The following is a 26,675-nucleotide window of genomic DNA, read 5'->3' on the forward strand; positions in this document are numbered from 1 at the left end:
TTTTAGAATGCCGTTGACACCGTTCTCTGCCACTGTCTTAGAAAGGGTGGAACAAATGCATACACCTAAAGAAGTAAAGCACCACTAAGGTGCTTTACTTCTTTGACAATTTAAAACCCCACATAAAACTTTTCAATCAGTTTCCGGGTCTTGACCAGCAAATTGCTAAACACGTTCTCCCGCTCAAACAGCTTAACCTTATAGTTTGGTAAGTCCTTCAACTCTTCTTTACGTGGTAGGCGTTTGGTGAACTCATAATGCTCCAGAACCTGCTTCATCGCTTCTGGTTTCAGGTTTTCTTCTTTACAAAGATGCTGATAGGCCTGTTCTTTTTCAGCATCCCAGAACTGAGCAAAAGCCGTTTGGACGCTTTGACCATTGATCATCTTCGGCATGTTTTCTTCAATGAATTTTTGAATCAGGTCTTGCTTATCGTGCAAGCTAATATCGCTACTGATTAAATCGTAAATTTGCGCTTGGTACTTCTGACGCTTGTCCTCTGAGTCTGTGTCCACGACCAGTTGTAGGAGGTTAATGATATAGCCAACATTGATACGGTCACTGTGCAGTAAATCCAGCTGAAAATCGACATCATCCAATACCGACACTTTTTCTTTCTTAGTGGTCTTTCTAACAACACGGCATAAGTCAGCATACTTAGAGGCGAAATTCGCAAAGTGCTGTTTATCCAGTTGTGTTTGGTCTTGATCGTACTCAATAAAAGTTTGTAATTGCGCGTTGTAGCGCATCACTTCACGGAAAGCTTTAATAAATTCCAGTTGCTGTTCTTCTGTAACAAGATCATCGACTGATTGGTAATTGGGCGTTAAGGCAAACAGTTTGCTCACCGCTGCTTGGTAATCCTGTTCGATTTCCGCATAGTTTGGAACAAGGACGATCTTAGTCGTTTCTTTATTTGAAAATAGTGCCAGCGCTTCATCCGTTGCACGTTTTAGGTTGCGGAAACAGATGATATTGCCAAATGGTTTTTTATCGTTGTAGATACGGTTGGTACGAGAGAACGCTTGAATCAAGCCATGATATTTTAGGTTTTTATCGACATACAAGGTATTTAGAGGCTTAGAGTCAAAGCCCGTGAGGAACATATTGACCACGATTAGAATATCAATCTGTCTGTTTTTTACACGCTGTGCAATGTCGCGGTAGTACGCATAAAATTGATCGCCAGAATTGTAGTTAGTTTTGAACTGTCGGTTGTAATTGGCAATGTAGCGATCCAGCTTATCCCGACTGGATGAATTGACCTGACTTGGAATATCTGCGGCTTCTTCGTGAATCAAGCCAGTTAAATCATCAGTCGGTACAGCCTCATTTGCCGCATAGGAAAAGATGGTTGCAATGGTCAAAGGCTTAAATATCCGACCTTGTGCTTCATCTTCAATTTGCTTTTCAGCCTGCACCTTTTCAAAGAGGTCGTAATATTGGGTCAGTGTTTCGACCGAACTGACACAGAACATTGCGGTAAATTCACGATTACGGGTTTTGGTATCGTGAATATTGACAATGTAGCGGGCAATCATTTCAAGGCGTTGCGGGTTGTCATACAGTTCTTTGGTATCGATGCCTTCTACATCTTCCTCATAACTTTCGTTGGTCGCCATGCCTTTGGCGGTGTATTTGCCTCGATAATCAATTTGGAACTGCAATACGTTACGGTCACGGATGGCATCGACAATCACGTATTTATGCAAACATTCATTAAACAGGTAATCTGTGGTGAGTTTTAAACCTGCTTTGCTTTGGCTGTTCTTTTCAAAAATAGGCGTACCGGTAAAACCAAACATTTGTGCATTGCTGAAGAATTTTTTGATGTTCTGATGGGTCTCACCAAATTGACTGCGATGACATTCATCAAAAATAAAGACCACTTTTTTATTTTTAAGATAATCAATCGATTCTAAATAACGTTCAGTGCTGATGGCCCGATTGAGCTTTTGGATGGTGGTCACAATCAGTTTGTCATGACGTTGATCGAGCTGTTTTACCAAGGTCGATGTGTTATCGGTGCTGTCGACGCTGTCGGCTTTAAAAGCATTAAATTCGCGTGAGGTTTGAGTATCGAGGTCGTTACGATCCACCACAAACAAGACCTTTTCCACATCAGGCATTTGCATGATGATCTGACTGGCTTTAAATGAAGTCAGGGTTTTGCCTGAACCTGTGGTATGCCAGATATAGCCGTTGTGATCGGAGTTTTGCACATGCTCCACAATTTTCTGTACTGCATAAATCTGATAGGGACGTAGCACCATCAGGCTTTTGGTGGTTTCTAGCAGCACCATGTACTGAGTCAGCATTTGGGTCAGATGCTGCTGATTTAAAAATGCTTCGGCAAAGTCGACAATTTCATTGATGTGTTTGTTGCTGACATCGGCCCATGGAAAGGCAAACTCGATGCCTGTGGTGCCGTTGGAGTAATAACGGGTATTGGCACCGTTACTAATCACAAACAGCTGAATAAAACCAAACAGCCCTTGCCCTGCCCAATAGGCTTCACGAATATAGCGTTGTGTTTGATTAAAGGCTTCGGCAATTTCCATGCCGCGTTTTTTCAGCTCGATCTGCACCAATGGCAAACCATTGACCAGTAAGGTCACATCAAAACGGCTGGTACGTCCATTGTAGTCTCGGTGGTCAATGGTGATCTGATTCGTCACCTGATAGATGTTCTTGCTTGGATCGTCAGACAGGAAAAATATGTGTTTGCTTGTACCATCATCGAATTTGACTGGGAACAGATCACGCAGATTCTTGGCCCGCTCAAACACTGTGCCGGCATTCAAAAAGCTGATGACCTGTTTCCATTCCGTTTCTGACAGTGGTGCAAGTCCATTGGCATGTTCGACTTGGGTTTTTAGGTTAGACAGTAGTTGGCGTTCATCTTTGATGGTAACGGTTGCATATCCTAGCCCTTGCAGTTGTGCAATCAGTTTATTTTCAAGTTGATATTCGCTTTGCACTGTCATTTCTTTCCCCTCTAAAATCTTAAATTATTCACTTCAATGTTTGTTTAATTAAACTCAAGATATATTCTAAATTTTCTGTATCTGACACGATCACCTCACAATCACCATTTCCCCAATGCCCAATATTAGTTACATCTTTCGCGAGCTGTTTCGGGTCATCCAGTTGATTAAAAGGCATATTCAACCATATACGAATTTGCTTTGTCCCAATACTCATATAGACATAGTTGCGCTTACCCTTACGGAAGGCTATGTACATTTTCTTGGGATGAACCTCTAAATCGGTAGTTAAGCCCAGAATTGAGTCCCTGAATTGCTCATATAGCTCTTTGATGTCATCGGACTTATCCGCCAAGTGATAGGCTTCATCATATTGCTGGATTTCTTTGGCAATCTTTTGAATGTCTTCAGACTCAACCTTTTGCACTTGCTTTATTGAAGGGGCTGATTTGGCTTTCTGCAATGGATTGACAGAAACAATTCCACCCTGATAGCGTTTGATTTCCCACAGTTCAATGCCTAAATCTTTAAAGTTAGTGGACTGCTTTTGATAGTCGGTAAAGCTCGGTGAAACAAAGATGATTCGGCTTTGTGACCAATCCACATCCTGACGTTTAAGCTGGTTGCTCTGGCTCTCATTGTACTCAACGATAAAATCGGCCTTATAGTCGAGCATCAGATTCAGATAAGAAACACCTTGATCAATCACGCTATAATTGCGTTCACGCTTGTATTCGATAATTACGAAGGCCTGACTTTCGGGATCGAAAGCCAGTGTATCAATACGATTATTTTTAATCGTAAACTTATACATTAATATCATGCCCTAGCGTATCTTTTTTAGATATTTCGTTACCTGAACGAGTCACTAGATCTTTTGGTGCAGCGTCTGGGGTAGCCTCTGCACAATTAGTATTATGAACCCATAATCCTCTTTTAGTAATAAAATAAGTGTGATGATCTGCAACTTCAAAATTATAAACTTTTAATGTGAAATTTTCTTTCAAAACATGAATTTCATGATTATCAACCATAAATGGACTAGATGAGTTTTCTCCAAGTACCCCACATAGCCCTAGATCGGAGTATTCAAATAAATCAAAATATTCAACATCTTCAATCTCAAAACCTTTTTTATCAGCATCAAATAAATTACGTGGATGGTAACTACCAGCAACATTAGGTTTACTTGTTTTTCGTAACGGATTAACCATGAAGACTAAAGCAAGTATTTTAGGATCATTAGTTTCTATAATTTGCCCATTTTTTAATTCATCTAACCTTGTCCAGCCTACTCCTTTAACCCAAAATGGATGATTTGGTGTTGCCATAGTACTAAACATTTTCCCTTTACGAGAAATTTGTAATAATTTTATTCTTGTTAATTTAGAAATATCTGTATCTGCACTAATTTCAAAATAACTTAACTCCCAAATTTCTTTATTGTCATAAGAAACAGTTCTTACAACAGGTTTATAGCAAATTTCTCCTTCTCCATTCTCTGGCTTAGACAGTACCATATCTCCGGTCTTAATATCTTGGATAGAGACTAGTCCTTTATCAGTCATTACTCGTGTCCCTGCGGGGAAACATCCTCCTTGCTCTACAGTGGAGCGCATTTCTCGAGCACCATTGGTTTCCATATCTTGGGCAAGTTGATACAGCAAATCATCCTCTATACCATCAAAATGACGGAGTGTCATTGCATCATCAAGCATCTTTTTATCACTACTATCTGCTATTATTTTTCGATTTAATGCTTCTCCACTGTACCCCTCTTTTGCATATTTAGATTCTAAATACTTATAATCCCATAATGGCTGGTCGAGCTCTAAACTAGCAAACACTCTTTTATCATAGACAGCATTTCTGGCAGAGTTAATAAAAGAGTTGCGCATATTGATAGCAATAAATGCTAGTTGTTCAGAATCAAGAGAAGAGTTTTTTTCAATATTTTTGATACGGGCTTCCAATTCCAGTGATTGTTGATTCAACCACTCTTTAGCCTCTTTTAAATTCATAGAACCAAAAGATGGAATATCAATTTTATTGCCAGTTATAGCAGAGGTATATTGACCACCATTGCCTAAAGCCAAACCTGCTCCAGTAGAGTCCGCCTTCGTATAAAGAAGTTTCGGATCTACGTCTAGTCGAGGTGTAGGCATAACTATCTTATAGTCTAAAGTGTTATTTACTGTTGGCGTCTTATCAGTTTTAAACTCATTAAAAATATGAGTTAAAAAAATGCGGATTGGATCATTTGAAGCTTTATCTCGATCTGTGCGACGGCCTTGAATAGGAGCATCAGGAATTAAGTTTTCCTGTCTGAAATATTCAAAAGACAAAGTGGATTTATCCACTTTGTTTAACTTTTCAAAAATAGAGTATCCACCTAGATAACTTTCAATTTTCTTTTTATCCGACCAAAATACTTTCTGTGCTACTGGGTATTCTGAGTTTTCCGCATGCCCCAGAACTTTGAATTGATACATCACCTTTGAGATGGGTTGGGTCACATATACATGGACAATATCATTGATTTGTAACCCTTTACCTTCACTAGTGGCTGAATTCTTCCAATAAATCTGCGGCAAAGCATCATAAGCTGCTTCTAAATCAAACTCAGCATAATTTACGGTTACTAGCCAATTTGCCATAACTTTCCCCTACACAATCATCTGCTGCAACAAGCCTTTTTTCCACTGTTTGGCTTGTTCTATTTGCTGTGCCACGACTTCAATTTTTTGGTCAATGGCTGATAGGAAATAGGCGATTTTGGTTTGTTCTTCTAAGGAAGATGGAAGCGAGACTATGCCTGTTAAAACATGATCATTATTAACCTTCATATCATTCTTAGCCCCTTTTTTTACAAGAGGTTTTAAAAAATGATTTAGTTTTAGGTCACTTTGAAAGTAATAATCTATAAGCTCAGGGTAAATATTATCTTTACATTTATAGACCGCATATAGTGTTGATACTATGCCTGCTTTACCTTTATTAACTTTGATAATGCCATATGGATTACTTTTAAGTGGGCTCTTGGTATATACAATATCAGCATGCTCAACAACACTATATGGAGCTACTGAAACTCCAGCATAAGAGCGCCCTAATAGTTCAATCTGATTAACAACACCTAATTCCCCAGAGACAGATAGAACCTCTTGTTTAGAGAATTTTAAATCTTTATTTTTTAATTTACTTGTATATAGGTAATGATTGAGAGGCTTTTCCTCCCACTCCCCAAACTCACTCCCATCATCCGCTTTAAAACGAATTTCCTGACTAAACAGCTTTTGCATCATGCCTTGTTTATATTGGCTCAGTAGCTGATGTTTTTGCGTGAGTTGGCTGATCTTTTCATCCACGGCAGAAAGAAAAGCAGCGATTTTGGTTTGTTCTTCTTTGGATGGAATACTAAGTTTATGTTTATATAAATCTGTTGTCGAAATAAAAGGTTGGTCACTCCCAATAGAGCTATTCAATACATAGCTTTTCACATCTTTTAGAAAAATTTGAAAAATAAAATCTCTATCAAAATCTTTTTTTAGAAAATCAAGCTTACCAACACGTTGATAAAGTATTGAAGGAGTATCTTCTTTTGTTAATTTCGCAATCTTTAGTTGATCATTGGTCACAGGTCTATTTAATGCCAAAACCAAATCACCTTCGTTAAGAACTAAATCTCTATGAAGCTCCAAATAATTACTTGGCACAAACTTTACATTATGAGTCCATTTAACTGCACCATAACCAACATTTTCAATCTGCAAAAGACGAATTTCTTCTTCTGTTGTATATTCTTCTGCTTTGAATCCTAAGCCTGATTTGATTTTTAAAAAATGACCAATAGCAATAGAGTTCCAATCCCCATCAAACTCTTTAAATCTTAACTTTGGCGCAACCATTACTTCACCTCCGCAAACGGTGAAACAATTCCTAGCTCTTTGCAAAAATCCGCAATGATGGCATCAGTCTTTTGGCTCTCAACTTCCAAAGCTTGAAGCTGTTGGGCAATCGCATCTAAATCAATTTCGGCTTCCGCTTCAAAGGTATCCACATAACGCGGAATATTCAGGTTGTAATCGTTATCTTTGACTTCTTGCAAAGTCGCCACATGCGCATATTTTTCAATATTTTCACGCTTTTCAAATGCCGCAACAATCTTATCTAAATGCTCAGGCAATAACTTGTTTTGATTCTTCTGCTTTTCAAAATCATTGCTGGCATCAATAAACAGAATATTGCCGCTCTGCTCACGGTTTTTCTTCAACACCAAAATACAGGTCGGAATAGACGTGCCATAGAAAATATTGGCGGGTAGACCAATAATCGCATCCACCACGTTCATCTGTTCAATCAAATACTGACGAATCACGCCCTCACTCGAACCACGGAACAATACGCCATGCGGTAACACCACCGCCATGGTGCCGTTGTCATCCAGTTGATACAGCATGTGCTGTACAAAAGCCATATCGGCTTTCGAGCTTGGCGCCAGTTTGCCATACGCAGCAAAGCGTTCATCTTGTAAAAATAACGGATCGGCAGACCATTTTGCAGAAAATGGCGGATTCGCCACCACCGCATCAAACTTTTTATCTAAATGCTGCGGACGGGTTAAAGTATTTTCCTGCTTGATGTCGAACTTGGCAAAATGCACATCATGTAGAATCATGTTCATGCGTGCCAAGTTGTAGGTGGTACGGTTCATCTCCTGACCGTAAATCATATCGACATCATTCACTTCACGTTTTACCCGTAGCAATAACGAACCTGAACCACAAGTCGGGTCATAGACTGAACGTAAACGGTCTTTGCCTTGGGTGACAATTTTCGCCAGTAAGGTCGATACCGTTTGCGGGGTGTAAAATTCCCCCGCTTTTTTGCCCGCGCCTGAGGCAAATTCTCCAATCAGGTACTCGTAGGCATCACCCAGTACATCGGCTTCGGTATTGGAAATATCAAAATCAATGTCATCTAAATGACTCAGGACTTTCGCCACCAGCGCATTACGGTCACTGGCATTATTGCCAAGCTTGGTCGAGTTTAAATCCAAATCTTCAAACAGGTTGGCAAAGTCATCGGCAGAGTCAGTACCTAACGTGCTTTGTTCAATTGATTTTAAGGTCGCAGTTAAATCATCCAAAATGAATTCGCCCTGACGACCACGCTCGGCTAAGGTATGGAATAGCTGTTTGGGTGTAAGCGCATAACCGACTTCGGCAATGGCATTCTTTTTAATTTCTTCGATGTACGGCACATGCTCAGCATTATTTTCATCTAATTCTAAAAAGCTGAGGTCTTCGCCATCGAGCAATTCATTGGCAAAGTTCACCGACTTTTCTGATAAATATTTAAAGAAAATAAAACCCAGAATGTAATCACGGAATTCATCGGCGCCCATGGTGCCGCGCAAAGTATTGGCAATATTCCAAAGTTGTTTTTGTAATTGTTGCAGCTGTACTTGGGTCATTGTTATAGAAGTCCAAATAAGTAAATCATTAATAAAATGATTTTACCTAAAATTCTAAAACATGCAGCAGTAAAAAGGTGGAAAAAGACATGAATTGTCGTGTTCAAGCCAAGTGATCTGTCAATTCAATCTCCAAACAGGTGAATATTCTAAATTTTGTAGCAGCATATTGTGAGAATGAAGGCCTCCAGTTAAAAGTCTGTAAGGGCTGAAAGCTCTAATTCAGCTGTCTATAGAATACTATCTTGCTGAATATTCAATTTGTTCTTGAAAATATTGGTCTTGGGATAACAGAATCTCTGCAAAGAATAACGGTCTCAAAAGACACCAGATATAGGATGAGCCAATATCTGTTTATCTTTGCCCCCCAACCAAACTAAATACTCATGCTCAATCGCCTGCTGATAGGCCCAGTCGGCAACCCGATGCGAACGCTGCAGATCGGTCAAAAAACCGAGTTGCGAAATCTCCCGACTAATCGCCTGATCATGCAGATGATTACGCTCCTGCCACTGATGTAAGAATTGCTGTGATGCTAAATAATTACTTTTTTGTGAGTTGCATTTTTCATCTGCCAGAACAAAATTATGCCCGGTATCGGCAGGATATAGAGACCAGGGAATAAAATGATCCACGGCATATTTTGAGTTTTTCAGGCTTTTGCCACAGTAAAAACACTGGCATTGCTGTAAGTCAATTAAGAAGTCCGCGACCTGTCCTAGTTGGTTACGACTTGGAGCAAACATGAATTCATCTAGGTCAGGTAACCCATCTAATACAACCAGGTTCTGCTTATTCAGCCGGACAAAATCAATCCAGCGCTTCTGGCAAAGCTCTTCAATAATTTCACTAAACTGTCTCAAACAATACATCACTTTGGGTAAAAGCCTGAGGGACTGTTTGGAGTCTTCAAGGCAATAGAGAAATTCTACCGTTTGACCATTCAGATTCTGCAAATATACTACCGGCATTTGCTTTACCGTTGTCGCAACTGTTCGCTTTAGCCTGTTCCAGTAAAATACATCCTTTCTCAACGCGGCCAAGGTCTTGAATTGTTGCTGTGCATTCTGAATTTCACTGATGATCTTTGCCTGCTTACCAGTGCTTTGATGAATAGTAAAAGGCTCATACTGGTTAAACTGAAACGGCAGTGACTGTTTCCAGTACAGGTCAATAAACTTTTCAGCAATATCCTGATATTCCAAATGTAAGGCAGCACTGGTATCTTGACCCTGTTCAATCGCCAGACGCGTGATACTGATCAGCAAAGCAAACTTATATGTCGAAGTAAAAGTCCCTGACTGCAATATCTGCTGAATATGCTTCAAGAATTTCAGCTGCTCGTTGGGTGTAGGTTTATTATTTTCTATAAAGTGATCATCCTGCCACATGTTGAAGCTTCACCTGTCTTTGTAATCCTGCTTCCGTAGCGATTTCCATCATTTTCGCATTTTGAATGGCTTTTTTACGCATAGCTGAAAGGGTTTCTTTAAACTCGTGCTGATTACCTTTCAAATTGAGTGGCAGTATCGTTTGTTCAAAAACCTTTTCCTCAACATTCCAAGGTTCTTCACAAATTATCCAGGACACATACGCATTATCTTCAAGCCATGCATCTAGCCATTGCTCACCTGAATGCGTGAAAGTCATGCGATTACCTGACCCTACTCTTCTAAGCGGATACCCACTCATCTCAGCCAGAAGTATGCCCAATGTTCGTCTTAGTGTTGAACCTTCTGCGTTACCTGTAAAGTGTGTTTTAAGCCGTATTCTCAAGTTTGATTTACTATTTGGTTTAGTCTTTTTGTCAGGCGATATGCCAACATACAACAAAGTGTATTCTTGATACGTTATACAGTTTTTTGTTGGGATTCCCGGTGGATTTGTTTTGAACCACCAAAAATAAATCCCGTGTTCTGCAGGAATCAAAGAGGGCTCTTTCATTAACTCGGCACGATTGTATAAACGCTGTGGGTAATAATCAAAAGCATGATATTGCTTTTTCCATATTACGTTGATCCACTCTTCTGTACGGTCTGGACGTTTATCTACAGTAATCCATTGCTGTAACAGTAAAGCCTGATCTATTTGTTTGAGTAAGTCATGAGCTTGCTGCTCATTTAGATCAGTAAAGCTACGCCCCTCTTTCTCACGATCTGTATTTCCATATTTAAAAGACATATAACACACACCATTTGGCTTTAATGCTTTAAATATGCGCGCCAGCACTTCAGTCAGGCGATCTCTTTCACAGTGTAAAAGAGAAGCACAGGCCCAAATCCCATCATACTTAGCTACTTCATTCAGCTCATAAAAACTTTGCTGACGTACCTCGATGCCTGTCAGCTCTCTCGCCTTTTCAACCAGCTCGGTAGAATAATCAATTGCCTCAACTTGATAGCCTTTTTTCTTAAATGCCAGAGTGTCACGCCCAGAGCCACAGCCCAAATCCAGGATCAATGCCTGTTCCGGCAAATATCTTAGAAATGGTGCGTAAAGACTTTCCATCTCAACCTGATAGGTATTTTCAAAAAATGCTTGAGCATGTTGATTGTAATAATTTGATGTTTGATTCATTGTCTAAAAGCCAATATCTTATGTTAAAGAACATACTGATATTTCACTAGATAAGTCAAATGATCAGTCCTATGAATGAATCAAACTCTTATTTCACTGTATCCGGACAACTCAGATAGAAACCAAACTGGTTCTTGTAAATGGAAAAAATATGGGCTTCAGATTTCGCAAGAGTATTAAAATATTACCTGGATTAAAAATCAATCTGACGCATAAAGGCATCAGCAGTGCAAGCATTGGCAAACCTGGTGCTTCTTTAAATATTGGCAAAAAAGGCACCCGAACCAGCGTTGGTATTCCTGGCACAGGCCTATCCTATTCCAAGCACCAACCCTATAAAAACAGAGTTGGCAACCAAGAAAATCCTGCTCAGGAACAACAACCGCTCTATACATCAGATACCGAGCAACCTAGGTCGAATGTCTGGATTTGGGTAATTTTTGGATTATTTTGTTTTATTGTCGGGGCAATTATTTTTTAAATTTAGCCATTCTTTGCACCCATAACATTCATTCCTATAGGCAAAATTTAATTCATTCATTACTATGGACGGATGTTAAATACAATAAAGGCTGCCGCTGATGTCTGATCATGACAGTACTATGGATTATGATGAAAATGATTTAATCGATTCTCCCTTGTCTCAAATTTTACAAGAGGATAATGAGCAAATTGAAGTTCTAATTTATCGATTACCCGATAGTGACTGGACACTTGAAGTGGTAAACCAAAATGGTACTTCTACGGTATGGGATGAAACATTCCCATCAGATCAGGAAGCTCTATCTGTCGCTTTAGATGGAATTAAAGCCGCAGGCGGTATTAAGGCCTTTTCAGAAATCAGTGACCTTGAAGCAAAGAACAATATTTTTCCTGAATCCCTTACTCGCCATTAAAAATGAAGCTGCTGGCTTGGATCTGAATAAGTATTTTCTGGATTCTTAGAACCTGTCGCGATGATAGGTTCACTTCAACCCAAACCCATCTAGGGTTGAAGGGTCAAAATTTTCATCAAACATAAACTCATCGACTCGCTCTTTTTTCAATATTGCCAAGGCATAAAAGAAACATTTTTCACATAACTGCAATTCATATCATTCCCCGTCATGCCTGGAGCCATAGCCCCAATGTGCCGATAAAGTTCCAAACTCCAATTTCGTTGATTGGTTGCATACATCACATAAAACATCGGTAACGACTTCTACCTGTTTCAGTTGTTTAATTTCCATATACGGCTCCCGGTATCAATCAAGTTAAATTTGTCCCCTGCTTAGAAAAAACTTATTTATTTTTGATTTAAATCACACTTTTACAAACAACAGATAACTATATATAGTGATTTAAATAATCTAAAAACACAATATATGGTATTTTTAGCCATTACCCCCTATTGAAAATTATATGAATATTATTGTTTTATTTTCAGCCATTTGGCACAAATATGGGGAAGTATCACTGTATGTCTGTAAAAAAGAAAAGCATATCCTATTACCGCGTACCCACAAAAAATCTGCAATTAATATGCTATCCAAACAGTATGCACGCCTACCAAGTTTGGATCGCCTTATTTTTCCAGCTTAATGAAAAACAGCAAAACTATCATTTGGATTTTACTTTTAAACAGCATGTCGACATCCCACTCCTTACAACTAATAAACCGGATCTCTATTTTTTTAGTAGTCATTTCAGCTGGATCTATGCTCATTTTCACCATAAAAACAAAACTGAATTGAAGTTCAGAGCTTATGAGAAAAATAATTCCTACGAATTCACCATCCAGGCTTTAAGCGAAGTTAGGGCCTTACTGTGTTCCGGATTACATCACTCAATTCATGGCTTAGATATCATCGCACATTGGCTAAATGAACAATACTTAGCTGCACATCTTCAGGAAGTTTTCGGTCATGAAGTTTTAACTATCAATCATCTACGAGAATTATCAGGACTGTCTAAATCCAAAAGTCCAGTAAGTTCTGTTTCAAATTATGCCGGCCCACTGTCATTAGAAAAGATTCTGGAGGGAATTGCATAATGAACGGATATAGTTATTTAGAAGATACTCAAGAATTAAAGCTTGAGCCATTTCGAGACTTCTATCAAGCACTGGCGGAAGCAAAACTGAAAAATGATCAGGACTTCTTTAAGCTGAATGATTTCATCCAACCAACTGAAGTCGTTAAACTAATTAAAATTATGACTCAGCATCCTACTGATCTATCGATTAGTAAATATCCATTGGCGCATTATCTCTTGGCACTGATCAACACTCCATCAACATATCAATCAACTGCACTGAAATGGGCTATTTTCAATACTCAATGTATCGAGTTACTGAATAGTAAAGAACATACAGCTACTGTAGCTAATCTTTGTAGGCGTTTTCGTTTAGCAAGCACAATTGAACAATACTATTGGCTTTACAATTTTTTACCGTCTCTTCCGATCGAATTAGACGATCTTGTTAAATTTCTAAAAAAAGCTGAAACTGAGAATGGAAAATTATTTGACGAATCCAAAGAGAGTTTAGAGAAAACGGAAATGGGCCAATTGGCAGAAATCCGCGTTATTTATACCTATGCGCATACTCAATCAGAACGTCAAAAAAGAAATCGTCAAAGTAATCCACCCCCCCAAAAACCGTCTCAAACTGACGTTAAAAAGACATTAAGAATTTCACTTGATGGAGAAAAAACATATCAAACTCATTTTGAGCGAGGTGTGGCAAAACAGCCACCTGAGGATAAAACTATAGAAAAAGTTGAAGATCATAATTTTGAATTTAACTCACTAGAGCAATGTTCTATTACAGCTCAGATCAATAATCTCAAAAATAAAATTCTGCATCAAAACAAGAATGAGCTAATGAGCAAGCCGAATCCTCGGGTCTTCGATTTGCCTACCGCACAGTACATTATGCAAATTTTATTAGAACAGGCAGAAAACTCTCCAATTCATACCTTGCTTTTATTTTCAGTCCTCAGTCTTACTCATTATAAAGATCTGCCGGTATTTCAAAAAAATTTACGAGTCAGTACAAAAAACAAAGAAGTATCACTGAAACCCCAAAAATGTTTCTTTAAGCAAAGTTTTGAAGTCTCTAAATTCAATGATTTTGTTTTAAGAGAACATAGGTTGAATACCGTGAATTCTTTTACGATTCCACTGCCTAGATATTATCTGGAAAATCTAAATCAGTTGAAAAAAATGGATGGTGTTGAGATTGATTTCAAGATACAGGAGTATTTACGAAAAATTAATAAAGGGCTGACCTTCCAGTTAACATCACAAAATCTTCCTCGCTTACTCAGTGATATTGCATTGAATGAAATGGGGTATGAGCTGGAAAGCAAATTACTGAATGGAGAAAGTGTTCAGCACTATATTCCATGCCATTACTTTTCAAAACAGATCGTAGATATTTTTGATATTTATACTCAAACTCTAATTTTGACTGTTCCTCAACTGGAAACTGAATATCTTGAAGAATTCAGCAATCCGCATTCTTTTGGTAGCCAGCAGACACCTAATCTCCCATTCGTCCAGTCTTTTTTTTACCAGCTTGACCACCAAGTTCGGAATAATCCCAATCCCTTTCAGACTTTAAATCATTATTCAATCTGGCTGTGGCATATTTGCATGCTGATAACTTCAGCACGGCCGAGTGAGTCCTTCCCACCCAATCTAGATTATATTGACCTTGACAACCAATTGATGGCTGTTGCAGATAAAGAGCAGCGTTATTCGGGCACCATTGGACGCTATTTACCTTTTAATAATTTTCTTCGTGATGAAATACAGCATTACCTAAAGTATTTGAAACATTTTCTGCACCTCACTAAAGCCTATCTGTCGCAAGAACAAGTACAAGCAATCCAAGAGGTCTTCGAGGGGGAACGCCCCTTTCTATTATTTTACGATCCACAAGGATATATCCGAAATCTGGAACTTTCTGATATTCAAAAATACTGTACTGAAATAGCATTACAGCGCAATTGGACCCGCCACTTCGCTCGCTATTTTTTTGCCCAATACTGCAATGAAGATCTAATAAAAGGCATCTTTGGTCATGACGAAGCTATGCAGGAACTGTTTGACCGCTATTCAGGTTTTGAGACAACAGATTACGATCAAATTAGAGCAGCACAAGACAAGCTGGTCGAAATTTTAGAACTTAAAAGCATGTCAAGTTTCACAGGAATAATGATTACATGAGCAAACATCCTCACTCGCTCAAACGATTAAAGAAACATAGAGAGAGAAAAGCGTTTCTTCTGCAATTATTTAGCGAAAAATGCTCAAAGATGACACCTGAAAATTATCCTGAAGTTTATCGACAAATTGATGACCGGCTTTTAGAGCGCTGTAAATCCAATATCCGAAGCTACCAAATAGCACGTATAGAATTTGCTAAATATATCAAGCGCTTTAATCTTTCATCGGATCACCACTATCCGGTGCCTGCTGCCCCCGTGAGGCACGAAAGGTCTCTGCCACTACAAAATATTGAAACCTTAAAACATGGTAAAAAAGTTACTCAATTTGCCAAAAATATGATTGCTTACTGGACACGACATAATGACTTCAGTCCAACCCAATCACTTGGCTTCTGCTTGATCAGTTCAATATTATTTAATGGCATTTATAACCATGCCGAACTGCAAAAGTTTTTAAAAATCATTTTAAAAACAAAGAAATTTCAAAGTTTTTTAAACTTGAATCATATTGTTTCATTAGAGATCCCGAATCGGTATTTCGGCAATCAGCGTATAAAGGGCTCGGATTTTTCAGTGAGCTATACAAAAACGTTTGTGTTAAACGATATTGTGAAATGCTGGATCTATAGACTAAAACATCAGAAATTTGATTTATTTTCAGATATTGATGACGCAGAACAAGTGATCAACACTTGCATCATCGAATGCTTTCCTGAGGAAAAGGTACGTTATAAAGACCTGTTAAAATATGGTTTTTACTACACACAGTTCCTAAAAAACAGTGGACTGGATCAAATGTCCATTTGTATCTTAAAAAATGAAATTTATAGTTCTAGCCCGCTTGAAAAACAATTAGCAGCTTATTTTGTTCAGGTTGAACAAGCTCATCCTAATAACAATAAGATTGAGAATACTTGTGAAAACCGTCAGGCTCCCTCTATAACCAATATTTCAATGGATATAGCTGATGCTTTAGTAGAAATACGTCAAGCTATTCGTGCAAAAAACTATAGCGATCAACTCATAGAATTATATGCCAGAGAACAATCTTCAGCCTTGGAACGTTTGCTGCTGTGGAGCATTCTACGCTCAAAATTAACGGAACCTCAACTGGACCTTCTCAATCATATTATTCAGCAGCAGCAACGATTTAAGCGCAAGCTTATACGTGCAGATTTTCAGCCGCTCAAGCAAAGTTCTCTGAAGACCATGTTTTCACAGTTTGCAGTCCATTGGCTGCAGGCAACGCAAGACAAAGATATTTCATCATTTTCAGATGCTGATTTTGAAGATCTATATGGAGAAATGCTTTTATTAAAGAAAGAAACAACTAGAGCGACTTTACAAAAACGTCTACAGGAGTTTCATCACAAACAGACCTTATTCTTTAACGCACCCACTATCGATCTAGATAATTTAATCCAAGTAAAAATCTGCAGGACCGCATTGATCTCGCCCCATATTTTTCACCACATGCTAGAACAGCTCGAAAATACTCAAGATATTTCGATTCAGGATAAAAATATATTTAAACTGATTTTTATTCTAGGATTCAGAGTCGGACTACGGATCAATGAAACATTGAATATCTTCGTACGTGATCTATTTATTAGTGAAGATGCTGTGATACTCACCATTCGCAACAATCGCAATAAAAATCAAAAAAGCTACTCAGCTTACCGCAAGATTCCCCTGCATCATCTACTTAAAGCCGACGAATTACATGCATTTAAAACATACAGTCAGAATAGAAAACGTCTGCTAAAAGAACAAGGAAAATCAGTTGCACAACCGCTGTTTTTAAAACAGTCCTTAGAAGAAACTCATGAAAATGAAGTGAATTCCCTATTGAAACAATTGATCCAGCCCGTTTTTGGAGAACACAATTTTACTTACCATAGTCTGCGCCATTCTGCATTTAATCATCTTTACCTGGTTTTAAAAAACTCAACTCTTGCAAATGCATTTACTGACTATAGCCCACATGAGCAATTACGTATACGTTATGCCTTGCTACGAAACAGAAATACTCAGCAAACCTGGTATGCACTTTCTCATTTTGCCGGGCACCTAACCCCTGAAACGACCTGTTCAAGCTATCTGCATTTAATGCACCTGGCAATTAGCTACCAATTGAATCAAATCGAAAGTCCACTCCCTAAAGAAGCCTATTTCAATATTCTGAAACATGATGATGCTATTAAATATCCTGTACAGCAACGGGCGATCAAACAGTTTTTATTTGACCGACTTACTAAAGACCGTTACAAGCAACATGATCATCAATATCAACCAGGGCAACAGAAATCACCTGATTCACTGATGCTAGGAGCTCATGACTCAGAGATGACTTTTGAACTATTGCATCACATTCTTGCAGTAGAAAAAGAGCAAGACCTTCTGTTACCTGAAGCCATTCCTTTGCAAATCGCGCAAAAATTACGTGCCAGAGCTCTGCATTTGAAAACCTCCTGTGTAAACCAAAAAAAATCATCGAGGTTATTTACCACAGATTTTTTAAGAAAATCTCCTAATGCATTAGTTACCATGTTGCCAAAAAATCAGGAGGAGAAAAAGGTCATTCACCATGTCCAGGAGCGTTATGCAAATGTACAAAGTAAATATAAAAAACAGCTCAATACTATCTATTCAATTTATCTTGAAAAAGTTCAGCCCAATTCTGCTCAGTTCATTTTTGAAATAAATGAAAAACGTCAACTGAAAAAGTTTCTGTCTTTTATTAGTAAACTGTTTCCAACAGAATATCTTCACCTCGAACTTTCTAAACAGAGCAAAGAACAGCTCAAGAATACATTACAGGGTTTGAAATTAGGTTCAAAAAACTTCAGCCTGAATGAAAATGAAAGGCGAATTAAGTTCTGCTTCAAAAGTAAAGATGTAAAAGCACTTGGGGTATTCAAGTTACTGATGTATCTCATGATAGTTTCTCATCTTTAAGCTGTTTGTAATAAAAATTTGAACTCTGAGAAACGATAATCAAATAGTATAAACTCTAGGTATCAGCAACGTCTGAAACTGAGATCAGTCATGCATAAAACATCAGAAAAAATTGCAAAACAAAAAAAGGTATTAGCTAAAGCTGTTTTATCTTCTGCAAAGCAGCTTGGTTTGACACAGGAGCAGCTTGCCATCGTTCTCAATTTAGATTCAATGGAAACTTTAAATTCGCTTGAGTTAGATCCAGATTCAAGTCAGGGAGAACTCGCAATTATTTTAATTCGTATTGCGATATCACTAGATGCTCTAACTGGTGGAGAGACTAAATGGATGCAACATTTTATGAAGTCACCAAGTAAGTTAACCAAAGGCATTCCGATAGAGCAGATTCAGACTACTGAGGGATTAACCACTGTATTAAACGTAACCGAAGGACTTCGGCTTCAGGGTAAATATTAATAAAACAAAGCTTCATTACACAGAAAATTAAAAGTCATAATTTTGTCTAATCATTCAAATTCAAGGCATATGAAGTTCCTCTTCTCAAGAGGTATATGACTGTCTCATTATTGATAACTGCCATACATATACGGATTCTATTAACTTAATTCGAGGCTAAATTGAATCTTATAAGTTCAATTTAGCCATTCAAGAGTCATTATAAAAGTTTGCTATATAGCGAACATTAACTATTATTAGTTAAAAGTTTGCTATATAGCTAACAAATTTGGGGAGCAAAAAATGGCTACACGAGGTGAAATAGGTAAAAAAATACGTTTGGCCAGAAAAGGATTGGGCCACACACAGAAAAGTCTTGCAGAAAAAACTAAAGTCAATAAAACAACAATTTCAGAGATGGAAAATGGCCGTTTTACAGGTTCATTTGACATATTTGAACGTGTGCTTGATGGTGTTGGTTTACAATTCGAAGTGAATAAAAAAAATTGTAAATTGCCACAGTGGGATGAAATTGAAGAAATATTTTCAGAATATGATAAATAAACAGCTTTTTTACACAAACATTCAAAAGGTGAATTCTCCCCAATCCATTCAAATTAATTTTTTTATATGAAAGCTGATTGAAATACACATCTAGATCATAAATCTGATTAGATAAATGCGGATCAAATCGACATGGCTTTGTTGCACAAAGATTTCATAACTATATGATTTTAAAAGTTTTGATTGTTTTTGATCCAAAATTAAATTTATTTAAATCCGATGCTTACATATTTATGCAACAAAGCCGATCACATCTAGAACAGACTAATTTCAAATAAACAATAATAAAAAAAAGCATCTTCGAATAGAGTGAAGATGCTAGGGACTCAAAAGATAATTTCTTATAATTTAGAGGTCATCATCATTGAATAGATTTCAATAAATCGACCATTTCAATTGCAGTTAAGGCAGCTTCACTACCTTTATTTCCTGCTTTTGTTCCGGAGCGTTCAATTGCTTGTTCAATACTGTCCGTAGTGAGTACACCATTAATGACAGGCAAGCCTGTGTCTAGACCAACTACACCTAAACCTTTGGCACATTCGCCTGCAACAAAGTCAAAGTGTGGTGTGCTACCGCGAATGACTGCTCCTAGGGCAATAATTGCATCGAAACGGTTTGATGCTGCTAATTTTTTCGCAACAACAGGAAGTTCCCAAGCACCCGGTGCATGAACAACGGTAATGTTCTCTTCTGATACGCCATGGCGTTTTAAGGTATCAATAGCACCATCTAATAAATGTTCTACAACAAAACTATTAAAACGACCCACTAAAATCGCATAACGCCCTTCGCTAGCGAGATGTAACATACCTTCAATACGGTGAACTGGCATAGCAACCTCGATTATTTCTCTAATATTTGATTTGCGGTGATATATTCCACCACTTCTAAATTAAATCCGGATATTGCATTAAAGCGTAGTGGTGAACTGAGTAATCTCATTTTCTCAACACCTAAGTCACGCAGAATTTGTGCACCGACACCAATAGTTTGGTATTGTTGTGAGAGCGTAGCATTCGATTTTACATTTTTAGGTGTATGCTGTTGTTCAAATGCTGGGCCTAAATCTTGTAAATGGGGTTGACCAATCCAAACAAGTACACCACGGTCACTTTGTGAAATTTGTTGTAATGCCCGGTCAAGGTTCCACGCAGGCTCGCTTTCTGCTTTATTGAGCTTTAATAAATCACGTGTTGGGTTAAAGCCATGCACACGAACGGTTGTTACCCCATCTCTAGGCTCACCTTTTACTAGTGCTAAATGAATGTCGGGGTTACCTGTCTCACGATAACGATATAAGTCAAACGAGCCATATTCAGTATCGATTTTTTGTTGATCAATACGTTCTACAGTTTGCTCATTTGTCATACGGTAGTTGATAAGATCCGCAATAGTTCCAATTTTTAAACCATGTTTTTCTGCAAAAACTTCAAGATCTGGACGACGAGCCATTGTGCCATCTTCATTGATAATTTCACAAATGACAGACGCGGGCTCTAAGCCTGCTAAACGAGATAAGTCACAACCTGCTTCGGTATGACCTGCGCGGTGTAACACACCACCTGGCTGTGCCATGAGTGGAAAAATATGTCCAGGTTGTACAATATCTGTTGGTTTGGCATGTGCAGCTACAGCAGTTTGGATGGTATGTGCACGTTCTGCAGCAGAAATACCTGTGGTGATACCTTCAGCAGCTTCAATAGACAAGGTGAAGTTAGTACCGTGTTGAGCACCGTTAGAGTCAACCATTAAAGGTAAATTTAATTGTTGGCAACGTTCTTTACTTAAGGTTAAACAAACTAGGCCACGTGCATGTGTGATCATGAAATTGATGTCTTCAGGACATACGTGTGTTGCTGCAATAATTAAATCGCCTTCATTTTCGCGATCTTCATCATCCATAAGGATAACCATTTTTCCTGCACGGATGTCTGCTATGAGCTCTTCAACAGTATTTAATGCCATAACATTCTCTATTGATTACTTAGTTTATTCATCGAAAATAAAGTCAAATTTGATTTTTTCTTTACAAGGAACTCTAAAAAAGAGCGAGTTAAACTCGCCCTTTTAAAAAAAATTTATTTATCTAACTTAGAAAAAAGATTTAAAACGCTTTGCATCATCCATAAAATCTTTTTCGCCAGCAGGTGCTTCTACAGATCCAAAGACTAATTGAGCACGTAATTTCCAATTCGCAGGAATATTGAATTTTTTAGCAACTTGCTCATCAATAATTGGATTGTAATGCTGTAATGATGCGCCTAAACCACGCTCAGATAGTGCTAACCACACAGCAAATTGTGCTATCCCCGTTGAATGCTCTGACCAAATTGGGAAGTTATCTGCATAGGCAGCGAATTGCTCCTGTAAACCTTTTACAACTTCTTGGTCTTCAAAAAATAATGCTGTGCCAAAACCAGCAGCAAAACTATCAATTTTGTCGTTAGTAGCCTGGAAACTATCCGCAGGGATCATTTGACGTAAAGTTTCTTTGACAATATTCCAAAAATCTTGATGTGCTTGACCAAAAAGATTCACTACACGTGAAGATTGTGAGTTAAATGCTGATGGGCTCAGACGTACTGCTGATCGAATGACTTGATCAAGTTCTTGTGCTGGATCTTTAACATTTTTTCCAATGTTATAAATTGTACGACGTTGTGCTAATTTTTCCATGAAAGTCTCTTTATCTGAGGAACCAAAAAGATTATTAAGAAATGACATACTTTTCTCCAACTTCTGTTATATGAACAGTTTTGCTTGTTAAGATGGATACATAATAATTGTTATATTTTTGACTATATACACGTTGTGATCACACACAGCGTTTCATTAATAGAACTACAATAACTAAAAAAGGTAATAAAGTTTATCCAAAATTGTAATGATTATTCCAAATGCATCGTTCTAGTTTTTATACAATGCGTTGCAATATCTTAGTTTCGTTAGCATATCTAAATACTTATCCTACGATGCAAATTTAATTCGATTTCAAGATATGAAAACATCATCTATGTATTACACACGTACTGCTCAAATGTTGCACTGGGTTATGGCAATTATTTTTATTGTCGCTTGGGGGATAGGTTTTTATAGTGGTAATTTTCTGAGCTACGAGGTTGATGGAAGCTATAAAGGAGATGTCATTTCATTACATAAAAATATTGCTACAACCATTATTTTTTTAGTTGTGATTAGAATATTTTGGAGATATACACATCCTGCACCAAAACTTCCAGATAGTATGTCAACTGGAATGAAAGTAGCTGCCCATCTTGGTCATTTAGCTTTATATTTTATGCTGATTGCATTACCTATTACAGGTTGTTTATTTAGTTGGAGCCTTGGCTACCCTGCTCCAGTTTTATATTTATTCAATTTACCTCCTTTAATTGGCGTTGATCCAGCAGTTACAGCTATTGCTAAACCAGTGCATATATGGCTTTCTTGGGCAGCTGGTATTTTAATTATAGGTCATATTCTTGCAGCACTTAAGCATCACTTTATCGATAAAGATAACGTATTAAAAAGTATGACTCGACAAGAGTCATAAATTTAGGGAAGAAAGTATTTATAAAGTACTTTCTTCGATAATGCTCTCTAAAATAATAGGAATCAAAAGTAGAATTTTCTCTTAAGATATCAGCAGTAGATTCTGCATGAAAACATCTATATTTACTGACAGCCAGATCATATCCATTTTGACACAGGCGGAAGTCTGGCACATCTGTATAGCTAATTACTTAATTTAATAGCGCAACAAAAAACTTATAAAGGATATTTTCCCATATATTTAGGTGCTAAAGACTTTAGAATGTAGCTATATTAAGTCTATTAATTTGCCTCTTTTTAAAATAAATTAAAGATTCTATTGTTCTACAAATAAAACGAATCGTGTTTATTTTGAGTATTTATATGAATTATGAAACAATTTAGGATAAACCTATCTTAACAAGTGAACAAAAAATAGCTCTAAATAGAGCTAATTTTTTTATGAAGAAACCAAATTACTTTATTGAGTTTTGCCGCGGGTTGCAATCGCTGTCAGGGATTTATGCCGTTGAATCCGCTGATTTTTACATACAGGCAGCGTAGCCGGATCTATACATAAATAATTGCCGGGGCAATCTTTCATCAAGGCAAAGTGTAAAGCATGCAATGCTAATTGATGGGCTCTGATGAGATAAACTATCCGCTACTAACATCGTAAATACCTAGAGAGTTGACTTTGACCCTGCCTTAATGAAAAGAATTAATGCTTTAAATTTATTGAAATGTGAGCATTTATACCAAATGGCGATAAACACAAGTTCTTACTCTTTCAATAGAGCAGGTCTCATTCTCACAGGCTTGTTGCTGTGTTTTAAAATTCCCAATTGGTTGCTTCGAATTTCTGAAAAAAGTCATCGATCATGCAGAAGAAATATGTAAAATCGAACATGGTGGCGGATGGCGTAGGTTGTGTAGTAACTCCCTAATGGTTTTCAGCCACCTTTTTTTCAAGTCAATTTCTTATCCGTAATTCGGGTTAAATATAGAAATTTATATTATCATACTGATTTCATAAAGTTTTTTAATCAATAACATTGATTACTGAATAAATATGTCCTTTTAAATACGCAAGATGCAAATAGGAAACTTTTTTTTATGGATAAATTACAATGCATGGAAGCTTTTGTTCGGGTTGCACAAAGTGGAAGTTTTATCAAAGCAGCTGAGCAATTAGGCGTGACACGTTCTGTAATTAGCACTCGAATCCAGCAATTAGAAAAATTTATCAATGCTCCGCTCTTCCATCGTAGTACACGTTCCGTCCGTCTTTCCGAGATTGGAGAGAAATATTACCCTGAATGTATTGAATTAATAAATAATTTTGAACGCTTGGCAGATGAAATGTCTCATGCAAAAAGTGACTTGCATGGACGTCTACGTATTTATATGGCACCAGGATTTGCTTTAAGCTTTTTTAGTAAGTTAATTTCAGAGTTTACTCAAAAATATAAAGATATCGAATTAGATATTGTTGTAAATGATAGAGTGATCGATCCTATTTCTTCCGGCTTTGATATTGTATTTCAAATGTTTCCACCTAAAGGTGAAAGTTTGATTGAACGCAAGATTTTCCAAATTAATCGTATTATATGTGCTTCTCCTGATTTTATTGCTAATTATGGTTATCCGAAACACCCTAGTGAACTTCATAAATATGAGTTGGGTTACTACTCTGGTTATCCAGAACGCAATAAAATCAAGTTTATGATTAATAGAAAATTTGAAGAGTTCTCTGTGAATGCCAGAGTCTCCTCAAGCTCTATCCATTTGTTACATGATTTTGGATTAACAAATGGAGGTATTGTCTGTTTACCGACACTCGTAGCTAGAGAAAGCCTTTTTGACCATAAACTTATTCCTCTATTAGTCGACTATCCAATACCTAATTACAGTTTAAGAGCTGTTTTTCCATCGAATTCGCGCAATTTAACCAAAATTCGATGTGTCATTGATTTTTTAGTTGAAAGAATTTCTCCCCTACCTGAGTGGGATGAAGAACTCATCAAGCAGGGGCACTTATCACCGTTGATTAAATCCTTTCAATAATCAAGGCAATGCCTTGACCTACACCGATACACATCGAGCACAGACCGTATTTACCACCGGTTTCTTCCAAATGGTTCAAGGCAGTCGTCACTAGACGCGCACCTGATGCACCGAGTGGATGACCCAAAGCAATCGCACCACCATTCGGGTTCACATGTGCAGCATCATCTGCAAGACCCAAGTCACGGGTGCAAGACAAGGCTTGAGCCGAGAATGCTTCATTCAGCTCAATCACATCCATTTGCTCAAGGGTTAAACCCGTTTGAGCCAATAGTTTCTTGATTGCAGGCGCTGGACCAAAGCCCATGATGCGTGGTTCTACACCGACCACGGTTGCACCAATGATTTTGGCACGTGGTTTCAGGTTGTACTGTGCAACCGCTTCATCAGATGCAATCAGCAGCGCTGCTGCACCATCATTAATGCCTGAAGCATTACCGGCCGTGACCGTACCGTCTGCTTTAACGACGGGTTTAAGTTTTGCCAAGCCTTCAGCAGTGGTCGATGCACGTGGATGCTCATCGGTATCTACAACCACTGGATCGCCTTTGCGCTGTGGAATCACCACTGGCACGATTTCTTTAGCGAAGTAACCACGTGCTTGTGCAGCTGCGCAACGTTGTTGGCTTTGCAAAGCAAATTTGTCTTGGTCTTCACGCGAAATGTTGAATTGTTCTGCTAGGTTTTCTGCAGTTTGTGGCATGGTTTCCACGCCATACATTTCTTTCAGCTTTGGATTGATAAAACGCCAGCCCATGGTAGTGTCTTCAATCTTCTGGCTACGGCCGAACGCGCTGTCTGATTTACCCATGACAAATGGGGCACGAGACATCGATTCAACACCACCGGCAATGATCAGGTTTGCTTCACCTGATTTGATTGCACGTGCAGCAGTCGCGATTGCATCGAGGGATGAACCACAAAGACGGTTTAATGTGGTTGCTGGAACCTGGTGTGGCAAACCAGACAACAGGCCAGACATACGGCCCACGTTACGGTTGTCTTCACCGGCTTGGTTGGCACAGCCGTAGATCAGGTCATCGACCTGTTCCCAGTTCACCGATGGATTACGTTCCATCAAGGCTTTGATCGGTAATGCACCTAGGTCATCTGCACGTACAGGGGCTAAACCACCCGCATAACGGCCAAATGGGGTACGGATCGCATCGATAATATACGCATTTTTCATGGATTTATTCCTTATGCTTAGCCTTGAGTCGCATCAATCAGTTTCGCACCCGTTAAAGACTGCAATTCTTCGAAGCTCAAGCCTTCAACTTTCTCAATCACTTTCATACCTTCTGGCGTTACATCGATGACGCAGAGATCGGTATAGATACGATCCACACATTTCAAACCAGTGGCAGGATAATCAAGTTGAGCAACGATTTTAGGTTCGCCTTTTTTGGTCACGTGATCTGTGGTGATGAAAACTTTTTTCGCACCCACAGCCAAGTCCATCGCGCCACCTACGGCAGGAATCGCGTCCGGTGCACCGGTATGCCAGTTCGCCAAGTCACCATTTTCAGCCACCTGGAAAGCACCTAATACTGCGATATCGAGGTGACCACCACGCATCATCGCGAAAGAGTCGCCATGATGGAAGAAGCAGCCGCCAGTCAGCATGGTAACGAATTCTTTACCGGCGTTGATCAGTTCAGGATCACGGTCTTCTTCTGCCGGCGGTGGACCAAACGCCAACAGGCCATTTTCAGAGTGTAGAAACACATCTTTGTCTGATGGCAGGTAATTCGAAATTTTGGTTGGTAGACCAATACCCAAATTCACATAGGCACCGTCTGGAATGTCTTGCGCAACACGTTCAGCAATCTGGTCGCGAGTAAGTTTGCTATAGCTCAT

General features: G+C 38.4%; 20 protein-coding genes and 4 pseudogenes. 9 read left to right on the top strand and 15 right to left on the bottom strand.

Annotated features, from left to right (window positions below; translation table 11 throughout):
• Positions 1 to 110 precede the first annotated feature (110 nt).
• The 8 genes and pseudogenes from VF675_RS03470 to VF675_RS03505 form a co-directional block, all read right to left on the bottom strand.
• On the bottom strand, positions 111 to 2,987 hold the full coding sequence (locus VF675_RS03470) for a type I restriction endonuclease subunit R (RefSeq protein ID WP_440204773.1): 2,877 nt from the start codon (positions 2,985 to 2,987) through the stop codon (positions 111 to 113).
• A 28-nt stretch (positions 2,988 to 3,015) separates the two neighbouring features.
• Positions 3,016 to 3,795: pseudogene (locus tag VF675_RS03475) on the bottom strand (DUF5655 domain-containing protein); the annotation flags it as partial.
• Entirely contained in the window at positions 3,794 to 5,644 is a 1,851-nt protein-coding gene (locus VF675_RS03480; protein WP_440204774.1) for a polymorphic toxin-type HINT domain-containing protein, read from the bottom strand. The gene VF675_RS03480 and the pseudogene VF675_RS03475, both read right to left, overlap by 2 nt.
• 9 nt (positions 5,645 to 5,653) lie before the next feature.
• On the bottom strand, positions 5,654 to 6,895 hold the full coding sequence (locus VF675_RS03485) for a restriction endonuclease subunit S (protein ID WP_440204775.1): 1,242 nt from the start codon (positions 6,893 to 6,895) through the stop codon (positions 5,654 to 5,656).
• Positions 6,895 to 8,463: a type I restriction-modification system subunit M gene (locus VF675_RS03490; RefSeq protein ID WP_440204776.1), complete on the bottom strand. Its 1,569-nt coding sequence runs from the start codon at positions 8,461 to 8,463 to the stop codon at positions 6,895 to 6,897. The genes VF675_RS03485 and VF675_RS03490 overlap by 1 nt, the downstream gene beginning before the upstream one ends.
• Before the next feature lie 317 nt (positions 8,464 to 8,780).
• Positions 8,781 to 9,854: an HNH endonuclease gene (locus VF675_RS03495; protein WP_440204777.1), complete on the bottom strand. Its 1,074-nt coding sequence runs from the start codon at positions 9,852 to 9,854 to the stop codon at positions 8,781 to 8,783.
• On the bottom strand, positions 9,841 to 10,407 hold the full coding sequence (locus VF675_RS03500; RefSeq protein ID WP_313044474.1) for a GIY-YIG nuclease family protein: 567 nt from the start codon (positions 10,405 to 10,407) through the stop codon (positions 9,841 to 9,843). Before VF675_RS03500 ends, VF675_RS03495 begins: the two co-directional genes overlap by 14 nt.
• Before the next feature lie 54 nt (positions 10,408 to 10,461).
• A pseudogene (locus VF675_RS03505) lies at positions 10,462 to 11,040 on the bottom strand (class I SAM-dependent methyltransferase); the annotation flags it as partial.
• 151 nt (positions 11,041 to 11,191) lie between these two features.
• On the opposite strand from VF675_RS03505, the gene VF675_RS03510 reads away from it, so the two are divergent.
• Together VF675_RS03510 and VF675_RS03515 are read left to right on the top strand one after the other, a co-directional pair.
• Complete coding sequence (locus VF675_RS03510) at positions 11,192 to 11,521, top strand: DUF4236 domain-containing protein (RefSeq protein ID WP_005092535.1); 330 nt, start codon at positions 11,192 to 11,194, stop codon at positions 11,519 to 11,521.
• A gap of 100 nt (positions 11,522 to 11,621) precedes the next feature.
• Positions 11,622 to 11,936: a hypothetical protein gene (locus VF675_RS03515; protein ID WP_180102753.1), complete on the top strand. Its 315-nt coding sequence runs from the start codon at positions 11,622 to 11,624 to the stop codon at positions 11,934 to 11,936.
• A 69-nt stretch (positions 11,937 to 12,005) separates the two neighbouring features.
• Here VF675_RS03515 and VF675_RS03520 read toward each other — a convergent pair.
• Positions 12,006 to 12,269, bottom strand: a pseudogene (locus tag VF675_RS03520) (hypothetical protein).
• A 308-nt stretch (positions 12,270 to 12,577) separates the two neighbouring features.
• Between VF675_RS03520 and VF675_RS03525 the strand changes: the two are divergent.
• The 5 genes from VF675_RS03525 (at position 12,578) to VF675_RS03545 (ending at position 19,214) form a co-directional block, all read left to right on the top strand.
• Positions 12,578 to 13,072, top strand: a complete 495-nt coding sequence (locus VF675_RS03525; RefSeq protein WP_440204778.1) for a hypothetical protein — start codon at positions 12,578 to 12,580, stop codon at positions 13,070 to 13,072.
• Complete coding sequence (locus VF675_RS03530) at positions 13,072 to 15,252, top strand: hypothetical protein (protein ID WP_286376168.1); 2,181 nt, start codon at positions 13,072 to 13,074, stop codon at positions 15,250 to 15,252. Before VF675_RS03525 ends, VF675_RS03530 begins: the two co-directional genes overlap by 1 nt.
• The gene (locus tag VF675_RS03535) at positions 15,249 to 18,212 is read left to right on the top strand and encodes a tyrosine-type recombinase/integrase (RefSeq protein WP_440204779.1); all 2,964 of its coding nucleotides are present in this window, start codon (positions 15,249 to 15,251) and stop codon (positions 18,210 to 18,212) included. Before VF675_RS03530 ends, VF675_RS03535 begins: the two co-directional genes overlap by 4 nt.
• A gap of 90 nt (positions 18,213 to 18,302) precedes the next feature.
• Positions 18,303 to 18,671 carry an antitoxin Xre/MbcA/ParS toxin-binding domain-containing protein gene (locus tag VF675_RS03540; RefSeq protein WP_016658943.1) on the top strand — a complete coding sequence of 123 codons (369 nt, stop codon included), beginning with the start codon at positions 18,303 to 18,305 and terminating at the stop codon, positions 18,669 to 18,671.
• A 282-nt stretch (positions 18,672 to 18,953) separates the two neighbouring features.
• Positions 18,954 to 19,214, top strand: a complete 261-nt coding sequence (locus VF675_RS03545) for a helix-turn-helix domain-containing protein (RefSeq protein ID WP_016658942.1) — start codon at positions 18,954 to 18,956, stop codon at positions 19,212 to 19,214.
• Between the two features lie 361 nt (positions 19,215 to 19,575).
• Here VF675_RS03545 and ribH read toward each other — a convergent pair whose 3' ends face one another.
• The 3 genes from ribH to VF675_RS03560 all read right to left on the bottom strand — a co-directional run bounded on the left by ribH (position 19,576) and on the right by VF675_RS03560 (position 21,893).
• The gene (gene ribH, locus VF675_RS03550; RefSeq protein ID WP_440204780.1) at positions 19,576 to 20,049 is read right to left on the bottom strand and encodes a 6,7-dimethyl-8-ribityllumazine synthase; all 474 of its coding nucleotides are present in this window, start codon (positions 20,047 to 20,049) and stop codon (positions 19,576 to 19,578) included.
• 11 nt (positions 20,050 to 20,060) lie between these two features.
• Positions 20,061 to 21,182 (bottom strand): bifunctional 3,4-dihydroxy-2-butanone-4-phosphate synthase/GTP cyclohydrolase II, encoded by a 1,122-nt coding sequence (ribBA, locus tag VF675_RS03555; protein ID WP_440204781.1) that lies wholly within the window; start codon positions 21,180 to 21,182, stop codon positions 20,061 to 20,063.
• 126 nt (positions 21,183 to 21,308) lie between these two features.
• On the bottom strand, positions 21,309 to 21,893 hold the full coding sequence (locus tag VF675_RS03560; RefSeq protein WP_440204793.1) for a nitroreductase family protein: 585 nt from the start codon (positions 21,891 to 21,893) through the stop codon (positions 21,309 to 21,311).
• Between the two features lie 322 nt (positions 21,894 to 22,215).
• Between VF675_RS03560 and VF675_RS03565 the strand changes: the two genes are divergently transcribed.
• Complete coding sequence (locus VF675_RS03565) at positions 22,216 to 22,770, top strand: cytochrome b (RefSeq protein WP_440204782.1); 555 nt, start codon at positions 22,216 to 22,218, stop codon at positions 22,768 to 22,770.
• 465 nt (positions 22,771 to 23,235) lie between these two features.
• On the opposite strand, the pseudogene VF675_RS03570 reads toward VF675_RS03565, so the two are convergent.
• Positions 23,236 to 23,658 (bottom strand): annotated as a pseudogene (locus VF675_RS03570) (IS982 family transposase); the annotation flags it as partial.
• Positions 23,659 to 23,864: 206 nt separating this feature from the next.
• On the opposite strand from VF675_RS03570, the gene VF675_RS03575 reads away from it, so the two are divergent.
• Positions 23,865 to 24,815, top strand: coding sequence for a LysR family transcriptional regulator (locus VF675_RS03575; protein WP_440204783.1), 951 nt, complete (start codon positions 23,865 to 23,867; stop codon positions 24,813 to 24,815).
• On the opposite strand, the gene pcaF is transcribed toward VF675_RS03575, so the two are convergent.
• Together pcaF and VF675_RS03585 are read right to left on the bottom strand one after the other, a co-directional pair.
• Positions 24,799 to 26,004: a 3-oxoadipyl-CoA thiolase gene (gene pcaF / locus VF675_RS03580; RefSeq protein ID WP_440204784.1), complete on the bottom strand. Its 1,206-nt coding sequence runs from the start codon at positions 26,002 to 26,004 to the stop codon at positions 24,799 to 24,801. The genes VF675_RS03575 and pcaF overlap by 17 nt on opposite strands.
• A 17-nt stretch (positions 26,005 to 26,021) precedes the next feature.
• The gene (locus VF675_RS03585) at positions 26,022 to 26,675 is read right to left on the bottom strand and encodes a 3-oxoacid CoA-transferase subunit B (RefSeq protein ID WP_180187205.1); all 654 of its coding nucleotides are present in this window, start codon (positions 26,673 to 26,675) and stop codon (positions 26,022 to 26,024) included.

The sequence above is a fragment of the Acinetobacter sp. Lyrl_1 genome (genome assembly GCF_051948795.1).
GTDB lineage: Bacteria > Pseudomonadota > Gammaproteobacteria > Pseudomonadales > Moraxellaceae > Acinetobacter > Acinetobacter towneri.